The 11,765-nt window shown below is 56.9% G+C and carries 11 protein-coding genes; 2 read left to right on the forward strand and 9 right to left on the reverse strand.

Going from position 1 to position 11,765, the window contains the following annotated elements; genetic code table 11:
• Positions 1-486: 486 nt before the first annotated feature.
• Positions 487-1,074, reverse strand: coding sequence for a TetR/AcrR family transcriptional regulator (locus ACUY4S_RS16815; RefSeq protein ID WP_312691031.1), 588 nt, complete (start codon positions 1,072-1,074; stop codon positions 487-489).
• Between the two features lie 109 nt (positions 1,075-1,183).
• On the opposite strand from ACUY4S_RS16815, the gene ACUY4S_RS16820 reads away from it, so the two are divergent.
• The gene (locus ACUY4S_RS16820; RefSeq protein WP_458022483.1) at positions 1,184-1,927 is read left to right on the forward strand and encodes an SDR family NAD(P)-dependent oxidoreductase; all 744 of its coding nucleotides are present in this window, start codon (positions 1,184-1,186) and stop codon (positions 1,925-1,927) included.
• Between the two features lie 19 nt (positions 1,928-1,946).
• Here ACUY4S_RS16820 and ACUY4S_RS16825 read toward each other — a convergent pair whose 3' ends face one another.
• From ACUY4S_RS16825 to entC, 7 genes are all read right to left on the reverse strand, one after another.
• Positions 1,947-2,144, reverse strand: coding sequence for a YbdD/YjiX family protein (locus tag ACUY4S_RS16825; RefSeq protein ID WP_312691029.1), 198 nt, complete (start codon positions 2,142-2,144; stop codon positions 1,947-1,949).
• A 50-nt stretch (positions 2,145-2,194) separates the two neighbouring features.
• Positions 2,195-4,300 (reverse strand): pyruvate/proton symporter CstA, encoded by a 2,106-nt coding sequence (gene cstA / locus ACUY4S_RS16830; RefSeq protein ID WP_458022482.1) that lies wholly within the window; start codon positions 4,298-4,300, stop codon positions 2,195-2,197.
• 176 nt (positions 4,301-4,476) lie between these two features.
• Positions 4,477-4,890, reverse strand: coding sequence for a proofreading thioesterase EntH (entH, locus tag ACUY4S_RS16835; RefSeq protein ID WP_312691027.1), 414 nt, complete (start codon positions 4,888-4,890; stop codon positions 4,477-4,479).
• On the reverse strand, positions 4,891-5,646 hold the full coding sequence (gene entA, locus ACUY4S_RS16840; protein ID WP_458022481.1) for a 2,3-dihydro-2,3-dihydroxybenzoate dehydrogenase EntA: 756 nt from the start codon (positions 5,644-5,646) through the stop codon (positions 4,891-4,893). It abuts the gene before it with no gap.
• Positions 5,646-6,497, reverse strand: a complete 852-nt coding sequence (locus tag ACUY4S_RS16845) for an isochorismatase (RefSeq protein WP_312691025.1) — start codon at positions 6,495-6,497, stop codon at positions 5,646-5,648. The genes entA and ACUY4S_RS16845 overlap by 1 nt, the downstream gene beginning before the upstream one ends.
• 10 nt (positions 6,498-6,507) lie before the next feature.
• Positions 6,508-8,118 (reverse strand): (2,3-dihydroxybenzoyl)adenylate synthase EntE, encoded by a 1,611-nt coding sequence (gene entE, locus ACUY4S_RS16850; protein ID WP_312691024.1) that lies wholly within the window; start codon positions 8,116-8,118, stop codon positions 6,508-6,510.
• Between the two features lie 10 nt (positions 8,119-8,128).
• Positions 8,129-9,304: an isochorismate synthase EntC gene (gene entC / locus ACUY4S_RS16855; protein WP_458022480.1), complete on the reverse strand. Its 1,176-nt coding sequence runs from the start codon at positions 9,302-9,304 to the stop codon at positions 8,129-8,131.
• 177 nt (positions 9,305-9,481) lie between these two features.
• Here entC and fepB point away from each other — a divergent pair, with 177 nt between their 5' ends.
• Complete coding sequence (gene fepB / locus ACUY4S_RS16860; protein WP_458022479.1) at positions 9,482-10,450, forward strand: Fe2+-enterobactin ABC transporter substrate-binding protein; 969 nt, start codon at positions 9,482-9,484, stop codon at positions 10,448-10,450.
• Here the strand turns inward: fepB and entS are convergent, their stop codons facing one another.
• Positions 10,451-11,686 (reverse strand): enterobactin transporter EntS, encoded by a 1,236-nt coding sequence (gene entS, locus ACUY4S_RS16865; protein ID WP_312691021.1) that lies wholly within the window; start codon positions 11,684-11,686, stop codon positions 10,451-10,453. It lies immediately after the preceding gene.
• Positions 11,687-11,765: the final 79 nt, after the last annotated feature.

Here is an 11,765-nt window from a genome sequence, read left to right on the forward strand (position 1 = left end):
ACAATGCGCGCTTAACACTCACGAAATAGATCAGTAAACAGAGTCGATATATTTGACTTAAGTACAACAAACTCATTACTTATAAATATGGTCTTACGAAAATAATAAAAAAACAAGCTCCCATAAATGGTATAAATCAGCATAAATAAAATTTCACTTAAATCAAAAAATAACTTAATGCTTTGTTTTATGTATTAAAATAATAAAACAAACAGTAAAGAGACGTTTATATTCTGTACTACATAGAGAATTAACTGACCCGGTGTTATAAGCCAGGATGCATTTTAACAAGGCTGCAGAAGGATATATCCGGTATACGATGAGCGAGTAAGGAATAACGAAGAAGAAAGGCGGCTTTTCCAGGGTATATATCAAGCTTGCCGCCTCAAAGGGTATTTCACGTGCCAATAAACAGGCGCGAAGAGCAAAATCTGAACAAAGCGGAATGAAAGCGCCGCGTTTTTCGCTGCCGTCATGATATCTACGTCAGGCAGGCCACAGTGCCATCGCCATTCGGGCGACGCTGAGCAACGTTTCTCTGCTCGCACCATCCCGAGCCTGAATTGACATGCCCTGCTGGATACTGACGTATAAACGGGTCAGTGCCTCAATGTCTGTTTCGGCAGGCAGATCACCCGCCGCCTGCGCCTGCGTCAACCGCGCTTTCAGCAAATTAATGCCGCTACTGCGTAAGTCACGTACGCGTCGGCCAAGCCTGTCGTTGCCTTCGCTGGCCACAGCCGAGAGCGTTACCATACAGCCGTGCGGCATATCGCAACGGGTCAGAGCATCGGCCGAACGTTCCAGCCACTGCGCCACCGCCCGTTTCGTCGAAGGCTCGCTCTCCATCCCCCCCCAAATCAGCGGCGCTACGCACTTTTCGTAATGCTGCAATACCTCTTCGTAGAGATCTTCTTTGCTGCCGAACGCCGCATACAAGCTGGGTGATTTAATGCCCATTGCTGCGTACAAATCGCTCATGGACGTGGCGGTGTACCCCTTTTGCCAGAACACTTTCATCGCGCTGTTCAGCGCATCGGTACGGTCAAATTCCCGTGGTCTTCCCCGGCTCACATCGCCTCCTCGCATTTTGTGCTGATCGGTATATTAATACTATTGACGGCAGAGGGAAAGCACGCTTATTTTAATTATGTGTCGATCAATACATAATTACGGAGCTACCATGTCATATTCACTAGCAGGTAAACGCGCGCTTGTTACAGGTGCCAGTCGTGGTCTGGGGAAAGCCATTGCGCTGACGCTGGCGCAGGCCGGTGCGGATGTCGCCATTACCTGGGAAAAATCAGCAGATAAGGCGCAGGCAGTGGCCGATGGGATCCGCGCGTTGGGACGTAACGGCGTAGCGATCCAGGCCGACAGCGCCAACCCGCAGGCGACTCAGGCGGCGGTTGCGCAGGCTGTGGAAGCATTAGGCGGGCTGGATATTCTGGTCAATAACGCGGGTATCGCCCGTGGCGGGCTGCTGGAAGAGATGTCGCAAGACGATATCGACGCCATGATTAACGTTAATATTCGCGGTGTGGTCTATGCAACGCAGGCGGCCATTCCCCATCTGCCGCACGGGGGGCGCATCATCAATATCGGCAGTTGTCTTTCCGATCGCGTGCCGTTCGGCCAGATTGCCATTTACTCCATGACCAAATCAGCGCTTAACTCACTCACGCGTGGACTGGCGCGTGACCTCGGCCCGCGCGGCATTACCGTGAACATGGTGAAGCCCGGTTCCACAGACAGTGATATGAACCCGGCAGATGGCGAAGGTGCGGAAGCCCAGCGCCAGTTAATTGCGCTGGGTCATTATGGCGAGGCGCAGGATATTGCGGAAGCGGTGGCCTTCCTGGCAAGCCCGGCGGCGAAGCAGATCACCGGGGCGGACATTGTCGTGGATGGCGGCACCAACGCCTGACGGCATCAGACCGGGCGGCTCAACAGCAGCGTGCGCCGCCTTTACCACCGTAACGTGCATCCTGACGCTCGCGGAAAAATGCCTCATACGTCATAGGCGTCTGCTCCGGGTGCGTCACACGCATATGTTCAACGTAATTGTCATAATCCGGTACGCCGATCATCATCTTTGCCGCCTGGCCTAAGTATTTCCCGGCTTTCGACAGGGTATCGAACATGCTTACCTCCTCACTCCGCCCCCTCCCGCCAGGGAGAGGGGGAACGTCATTTAATGAACGCCTTTCGCCTGGCCGACTCTATGTTCTACCGTTTCCGGCATCGGCTCATAAGGCGTCTCTTTCGCCGTCGGCTGATCCACTTTCAGCGCCGCCAGCGCGGTTTTCAGCGAGTAGAGCGCCAGCACGACCACTACCACCATAAAGAAGATGGTCAGACCGGCATCAAGGCGGTTATTGAACACCAGCTGTGCCAGTTGTGACTGCGTGTACTGCGCCGGGATAGTGCCGCTGTCGATCATCGCCTGGAATTTATTGGCAATCGCAAGGAAACCAACTTTATTGTCCGGGCTGAAGGCTTTTTGCCAGCCAGCGGTCAGCGTACAGACCAGCAACCAGGCGGTCGGCAGCAGCGCGACCCACGCATAACGCTGGCGTTTCATCTTAAACAGCACCACCGCGCAGAGCATCAACGCCATGCCCGCCAGCATCTGGTTAGCAATGCCAAACAGCGGCCACAAGGTGTTGATCCCGCCCAGTGGATCGACCACGCCCTGGTGCAGGAAATAGCCCCACGCCAGCACGCACAGCCCCGTTGCCAGCAAGTTTGCAGGTAGCGATTCTGTGCGTTTCAGGTTAGGCGAAATGACCCCAAGTAGATCCTGCAGCATAAAGCGCGCCGCACGCGTCCCGGCATCGACCGCCGTCAGGATAAACAACGCTTCAAACAGGATCGCAAAGTGATACCAGAACGAGACGCTCATCAACCCGCCAATCGCGCCATGCAGAATATAGGCCATACCAACGGCCAGCGTCGGGGCGCCGCCCGCACGCGAAATGATCGACTGCTCTCCCACTTCGTTGGCGATCTGTTTCAACAGATCCGGCGTAATGGTAAAGCCCCAACTGCTGACCACTTGCGCCGCCGAGGCCACTACATCGGTGGTTCCCGCTGGCGCTAATACCGCCATGGGGCTGTTCATCGCAAAATAGACGCCCGGGTCGATAATGCAGGCCGACACCAGCGCCATGATTGCCACAAAGGACTCCATCAGCATGCCGCCATAGCCAATAAAACAGGCCTGCCCTTCGCTGGCGAGCATCTTCGGCGTGGTGCCGGAGGAGATCAACGCATGGAAGCCAGACACCGCGCCACAGGCAATGGTAATAAACAGGAACGGGAACAAATTACCGGTCCATACCGGCCCGGTACCATCAACAAACTTAGTCAGCGCAGGCATGGTCAGCGTTGGACGCATCAGTAAAATGCCGATTGCCAGGCCAATAATGGTGCCGATTTTCAGGAAGGTAGAGAGATAATCGCGCGGTGCCAGCAGCAGCCACACCGGCAGTACAGAGGCAACAAAGCCGTAACCCACCAGCATCCACGTCAGTTGCACGCCGGTGAAGTCAAAGTAAGGTGCCCACGCCGGGCTTGCCGCCACCCAGCCGCCAGAAATAATGGCGAACACCAGCAGCACCAGGCCAATGACCGACACTTCGCCAATGCGACCGGGGCGTAAGTAACGAATATAGATGCCCATAAAAAGGGCCAGCGGAATGGTAAACGCCACGGTGTAGGTTCCCCACGGGCTGTGGGTCAACGCTTTAACGACAATCATCGCCAGTACCGCCAGGATGATCACCATAATCATAAAAGTGGCCACCAGCGCGATGACCCCCACCGTCGCGCCCATCTCCTCTTTCACCAGTTCACCCAGCGACCGCCCGTCGCGGCGGGTAGAGACGAACAGCACCATAAAGTCCTGCACCGCACCGGCCAGCACCACGCCCGCCAGGATCCAGATCATGCCAGGCAAATACCCCATCTGTGCCGCCAGTACCGGCCCAACTAAGGGGCCTGCGCCGGCAATCGCAGCAAAGTGGTGGCCGAACAGCACTTTCTTGTCGGTCGGCACATAATCGAGGCCATCATTGTGCCGTACCGCCGGCGTCATGCGCGTCGGGTCAACCTGCAGCACGGTTTTGGCGATATACAAGCCATAAAAACGGTAAGCGATAAGGTAAATACAGACAGCCGCCACGACGATCCACAAGGCGTTGATCTGTTCACCACGATTGAGTGCGATATAGCCGAGGGCGAACGCTCCGACGAGGGAGAGCAAACCCCAAAGAAGGTATTTCCCTGAGTTGTTCATAGCGGTTATCCGTTGAGAGACAGAGAGATATTACAATTTGTATCTATATCAACTCGTGGGATTTAACAACTTTGAAACAAGCAAAATCTGCCCTGCAACCAGGCATTTACATGATTGTGTTAACGGGATCGCAAGAATCGTCCTCTCCTGCAGCAGAAGAGAACGCACATCTTTCGTTAGCCCAGCACCGCCGTGCTCAACCGACAGGTACAGCAGCGACGCCCTTGCTCATCAAACACAACGATTTCCCAGCTTTGATTCAGCCGGCCAAGATGCAGCGGCTGGCAAACGCCGCGCACTTTCCCCTGTGATACCGGGCGATGATGGGTGGCGCTTAACTCCGTGCCCACCACGCATTCACCGTCACGGGTCATCAGATAGCCCGCCATCGACCCCAGCGTTTCCGCCAGCGCGGCTGAAGCGCCGCCGTGCAACAAACCAAAGGGTTGGTGCGTGCGCGTATCGACTGGCATCTCCGCTTCCAGCAAGTCATCGCCAAGGCGGGTATAGAGAATGCCGAGGTGCGCGACCAGCGTGTCTGTGCTGGTGGCATTCAGTTCTTCGAGGGTTAAATGGCGTTTCCAGATCATTTATGCCCCCAGCGTGGAACCGCCATCCACCACAATATCTTGCAGGGTGATGTGGCTGGCCAAATCGGAAGCAAGGAACAGGATTGTGTTAGCCACTTCCTGTGGACGGGCGATTTTACCCAGCGGAATGCCGAGCTTAAACTGTTCGCCAAAACCGCGAATACGTTGCTGTTCAGCATCATCGCTAACCCACAAGGTGCGTTGCATGTCGGTATCTGTTGAACCGGGCGAAACAATATTGCAGCGCACATGGCTTGCCGCCAGTTCCAGCCCAACAGTCAGCGCCAGGCTTTTAAGCGCCGCTTTGGAGGCGCCATAGGCACTCATGCCAATGCGTGGCGTATGCGCGGCATCCGAGGCGACCGTGACTATCGCCCCGCTCTGCTGACGCCGGAACTGCGACATGGTCAGGCGAAACAGATTAAACGCCCCGCCCACATTCACCGCAAAGGTCTGCTGCCATGCCTGCGGTGAGAGCGCATCCGTTGCCCCCATATGCAAAATTCCGGCGGCGTTCACCAGCACATCCAGCCGATTATGCTGCGCCAGCAAACGCGCACAGGCGGCTTCCGTCTGTTCCGCACTGGCAATGTCCACCACCTCGCAGGCGAAAGGGTAATCGCGCCCGGCAAACGCCAAATCAAACCCGGTGACCTGCGCGCCAGCCTCAACGAACGCCAGCGCGGTGGCGTAACCAATGCCTTTTCCCGCGCCGGTTACCCACACGGTTTTACCGGTAAAATCCAGCGCAGGCATTATTTCACCTCGCGAGAGAGCAGCGCCCACCAGGCATCCAGGGTCGGGTTCTTCGCCAGCATCACAAAATCGATGTCGCCATGGACTTTGCGCCAGCGCGCCGCGAGCGCCATCATGCGCACGGAATCGAGTCCGTAGTCGATCAGATTTTCATCATCGAGCGGCTCGTCGGTCTCATCAAGCAGCGGCAGGATCAGCGCCCGCAACGCGGCTTTGCTCCCCGGAACAGGCAGCACATCCTGCGTCATCACAACACGCCCTGCGCGACCGGCAACATATTTCAGCGACATTAAATGCTCGTCACGGCTGAAATCCGCCAGCGCATCGGCAACCATAAACGGTTTGATATCGCGCATGAACGCATCCGTGGCGGTCGTCATACAGCCAATGTGCGAATAAACCCCGGTGATAAGAAGCTGGTTACGTCCGGTTTCTTTTAGCATCTGCTCCAGTGGCGAGCGGTGAAATGCGCTGTAACGCCACTTCACCAGTACGGTATCTGCCTCATCCGGTGCCAGTGCCGCCACAATGCGCTGCTGCTCCGGCGAACGAGTCAGGCCCGGCCCCCACATGTCATTCAGTAAGGCGCGATCTTCATCGCTCTGCTCTTTCGGCTGCGCCGTGTAATAGACCGGAATATGGTGTTGTTTGCAGAACTGACGCAGGGCAGCAATATTCGCCACCACCTGTTGCATCATCGGGCAGTTTTCACCCCAGAACTGAATAAAGTACTCCTGCATATCGTGGATCAGCAGCGCGGCACGCGCTGGCTCAAAGGCCCAGCTGACTTTGTTTTCCGGGATATCGGCCGCCGTTGGCAGTGCGTAGCCCTGTAATTTTGGAATAGCCATTCTCTCTCCTTTACGCCGGGGCGCGCTGCGCCAGCCACTGACGTAACTGTTTTTTATCGACCTTACCCACCGGCGTCAGCGGCAGTGCATCCACGCACTCCACGCGATCCGGCAGTTTGAACTCTGCAACCCCCTGCTCGCGCAGGAACCGACGGATCGCCACCGCGCGTAACGGCGCTTTCACCACCAGGTAAGCGCAGCTCTTTTCGCCAAGCAGGCTGTCTTCCATGCTGACCAGGGCGGCGTGGATCACCGCTTCATGACGCAGCAACAGGTTTTCGATCTCCTCGGCGGCAATCTTCTCGCCCCCGCGGTTGATCTGATCTTTTTCACGCCCTTGCACGGTGATATAGCCTTCGTCATCGATGGCAATCAGATCGCCGGAGCAGTAAAAACCGTTTTCATCAAACGCGCTGGCGTTGTGTTCCGGGCTGTTGAAATAACCACGGAAGGTGTAAGGGCCGCGCGTCATCAGGCGGCCCACCTCACCACGCGGCAGCGGATTGCCGTTTTCATCCGCCACCCAGACTTCATCGTCCGGGCACATCGGGCGTCCCTGAGTCGCAATAATGCGCTCCAGCGGATCGTCCAGTCGGGTGTAGTTCACTAGCCCTTCCGCCATACCGAACACCTGTTGCAACTGGCAGCCGATTTCTGCCGGAATACGCGCAGCAAGGGTGGTCGACAACCGCGCGCCGCCCACCTGCAATAAACGTAACGATGCCAGTTGCGTGTTGCTCCCCCACTCCTGGATCGCCTGTAACCACAGGCTGACAGCAGGTGGCACCAGCGCTGTGACGGTGATGTGATGTTTTTCAATCAGCGGGAAACAGAGTGTGGCGCTCGGATCGGCGGCCAGTACCACGCAGCCTTGCGCAAGGAACACGCCCAGCGCGCCCGGTGAGCTCATCGGGTAGTTATGGGCTGCCGGCAGCGCGCACAGGTAGCGGGTTTGCGCCGTAAAACCACACACTTCGTTACTGCGCGCAATGCTGTAGTAGTAGTCATTATGGGTGCGTGGGATCAGTTTCGGCGTGCCGGTGCTGCCGCCGGAAAGCTGAAAGAACGCCACTTCATCGGCAGGTGTCGGCGTGGCAATAAAATTATCCGCCGGGCGAGCGATCGCCGCATTCAGCGCATGTTCGCCGTTGTCACCCCGCAGCAGCACCACACGTACCGCATTGTGCTGCGCCACAAAATCGGTTGTAAAATCATCGTTCGCGAACAGCGCATGCTCACGATCGGCAATCAGTAAGGCCGGTTTGAGCTGCGTGGCGTACGCATTCAGTTCACTGCGTTGATGGCTGAACAGCGCATTGACGGGCGCAACGCCTATTTTCAGCAGCGCAAAAAAGGTGATATAGAACTCGGCCACATTGCCGAGCTGCACCAGTGCGGTTTCCCCACGCTTCAGGCCCAGAGCCTGCAGGGAGCAGGCCAGATTGTCGGAGAGCTGATGTAACTGGCGATAACTGTACTCGCGCTCGCCGTCAATCACTGCAGTGACTTCGCTGTGCGCATGGCGAGTGAGAATGTCGGTTAACGGCACATCCTGCCAGTAACCTTTTTCACGGTAGCGGCGAGCGAACGCCTCCGGCCAGCGATTAAAGGGAAGGGTCATTATCTGCTCCTTACTGCAAACCAAACGCGTTTAACATGGTGGTCAGTTTGACGCCGGTTTCACGCCACTCCGATAACGGCGAAGAGGCAGGAACAATCCCGGCACCGGCAAACAGCCGGACATTTTTGTCATGAACACGGGCGCAGCGGATGGTCACCACCCACTCGCCGTTACCTTCGGCATCACACCAGCCGACAATCCCGCCAAACAGTTCCCGATCGAAAGGCTCCAGTTCAGCAATCAGTTTTTTCGCTACCTGGTGCGGAAAACCGCTCAGCGCAGGCGTCGGGTGCAGTAAACAAGCCAGCGTCAAGGCGTTTTCGCCCTCCAGCGCCTCGCCTTCTATCGGCGTTGCCAGGTGCCATAGCGTCGGCGTGGTCACTAACTGCGGCGAGTCCGGCAGGGTCAGCGACTGGCTGCGGGGCGTCAGCACCGCTTTCATCGCCTGCGTCACCAGATCGTGCTCGTGTCGATCTTTTTCCGAGGCGAGCAATTTATTCCCCGCTTCACGATCGAGCATGTCATCTGGCTGGCGACGTGCAGAGCCCGCGAGCGGCAGGGAGCTAAAGTGGCGATCTTCTTTACGCAGCAGCAACTCCGGGCTGGCACCCAGCAACGCGCCACCTTCAGGCAGCGGCACATGGAAGTTGAAACTGGCCGGGTTTTGCGCGATCAATCGCTCCAGCAAGACGCCGCTGTCGATATGCGCATCGGTGGTAATGTCGATCAGCCGGGAAAGCACCACTTTATCCACCTCGGGGGTGGCGGTTTTGGCCGCGCCGCGCGCCACCATCTCCATAAAAACATCCTGATCCGGGAGGTAAGTCTGTGCCTTCACGTTCGGCATCTCGCCTGCGTTGAAGTAGCGGGCAGAGCGCTGTTTCGCCGGGCGGGAAAATGCCTGCCAGGTGATCGGAATAAACAACGCAGAAGGTTGGGTGGTATCAAACGGGATCGCCCCCACCATCACCGGGCTGGCAATACCTTCAGCTTTGGCTTCGGCAAATGCCTGTGCCAGTTTTTTCTGGAAGCGACTGTCCTGGGCATCGCCGCCTGCGGCGGGCTCAGAGAAACGACGAAAACAGCCGGACGTGGTGAAACTACGGTACGGCGACATAAAGAAAAACTGATCCGCGGCCAGCGTCTGCACAGAGAGCTGGATCTCCTCAGCCAGGGACGTATCCATATCATCCTCCAACAACGATAAATGAACTAAGAATGATTATCATTTGTATTATTGCGCAGTAAGATAAAAAGTTATGCACGGCTCTGTCAACAGCAGAATATCTCTCTGAGTGACTGCCCCTTGCATCCTCCCCGCTCAACATTGAAAATGAGAAGCATTAACCTCAACAAAAACAGGATGCGTCTCGTGAAATTTCCCTTTTTGTGCCGTAAGCCCTTAACGTTTTTGGGCATTTTTCTTTTAGGACTATCCTCAGCAATGGCCGCTGACTGGCCCCGCCAGGTAAGCGACAGCCACGGCACACAGCAGATCGCGAGCAAACCGCTGCGCATTGTTTCCACCAGCGTTACCCTCACTGGCTCGCTGTTGGCGATAGATGCCCCGGTCATTGCCAGCGGTGCAACCACGCCCAATAACCGCTTTGCCGATAATCAGGGCTTCTTGCGCCAGTGGGGCGACGTGGCTAAACAGCGCCATGTTGCACGCCTGTATATCGGTGAACCGAATGCCGAAGCCGTCGCGGCGCAAATGCCCGACCTGATCCTGATTAGCGCGACCGGCGGCGATTCTGCACTGGCCCTCTACGATCAGCTCTCCACCATTGCGCCGACGCTGGTCATCAATTACGACGACAAGAGCTGGCAAGATTTGCTGACCCAGCTTGGCCTTATCACCGGCCAGGAAAAACAGGCCGCAGCGCGGATTGCACAATTCAATCACCAACTGGCCGATGTCAAAGCGCGCATTAAATTGCCACCGCAACCGGTAAGCGCGCTGGTTTATACACCAGCAGCGCACGGTGCCAACGTATGGACTGCAGAATCGGCGCAGGGCAAGTTGATGCAACAACTTGGCTTTGCGCTTGCCGGGTTGCCTGCCGGGCTGCAAACCAGCCAGAGTCAGGGCAAACGCCACGATATTGTGCAACTGGGCGGTGAAAACCTGGCGGCCGGGTTGAATGGCCAGTCACTGTTCCTGTTTGCCAGCGACCAGCAGGATGCCGATGCGCTGCTTGCCAACCCTTTACTGGCGCATTTATCCGCCGTACAGAACAAGCGCGTTTACGCCCTGGGCGCAGAAACTTTCCGCCTCGACTACTACAGCGCGACCCGCGTGTTACAGCGTCTCTCTGCGCTGTTTGATTAACTATGCTGCGGGCTGCGTCTGGCGAAAACGGCGCAGCTCGCTGAGCATTACCAAAAGCCCAAGCCCTACCACAGCCAGCACCATCCCGCTGATACTGGCGGAAGCCACTGGCGTCATCATCGATCCCATGGCCCCGAGCAGCGCCGCACCGATCGCGTCGCCAGTGACATTTTGCGCAGTCCACAAGCCATTGATGCGCCCGAGCATCGCCTCCGGGGTCTGGGTTTGTAACAGCGTGTATTGCAGAAGCGAACTCACCGCCGTCAGCCAGCCGCACAGCGCGAGGAATAGCACGCCCAGCGCCCAGTTCGGCATTTGACTGAATAAGCCAATGGCGATAAATGCCCCGACGGTCGTCGTCAGCATAATCACTCCGGGCCGCTCGCTGTGCGCCAGCTTACCGCTGGTCAGCGCGCCGATTGCCGCCCCTAATGGCAGCGCGGCATACAGCAGGCCAATTTCCGCTGCCGACATATGCCAGTTAATGGCCAGCGCCGGATAGAGCACCCTGACCGCACTGGCCATCGTCAACAGGCCGCCAATCAGCGCAATGCCGCCAATCAGTGGGTTACGCAGTAAGAATTGCAGCGCCGTCAGCAGCGATTTCAGCGGGTGCTCGCGCGGTTGCGGCGGCGGAGGCAGTGCGGGTAAGCTCAACAGCGGCAACAAGGTAATAAACGTTCCCACCGCCGCCAGACCGTAGTTCCATACCACGCCGCCAGAGGCCAGCAACAGTCCGCCGCACATGGGTGAAATCACCGATCCCAGCCGCACAGTCAACATTGTGATGGCCCCGGCCTGCATCAGATTTTCGCGGCCCACCAGCGCTGGCGTGGCCGCCAGCAAGGCTGTTACGCCAAGGGCGCCAAAAAAACCATCCCACAGGCCAAGAAGATAAATTGCAGCCAGCGAAGGTTCGGGCAGCAGCGCGTTCAGGCACAGGCCAATAAAACCCACGCCGCACGTAGAGCGTGCAAGTAAAATCAGCTTCTTACGTTCATACCGATCCGCCAGTACGCCGCCCAACATCAGGCCAATAAACATCGCCCCGCCGGTCAGCGTTACCGCCAGACCGACCTGCCAGCTTGAGTGGGTCATGGCCTGGATTTGCACCGGTACTGCCACGCCCAATAATCCCAGCGATAAAATCGAGATGAAACGCGCCAAAAACACCGCGCGGAATGCCGGATGCGTACGCAGCAGGCTGAGATTGAGTAACCAGGATTGTTGCTTCATTACAACGCCTTAAATACACACTTTTTATGTCCATTCGCAGGCTATGCATGGTAACATATCAAAACAAGATCGATAACGA

The sequence above is a fragment of the Kosakonia beeri genome, from assembly GCF_054165705.1.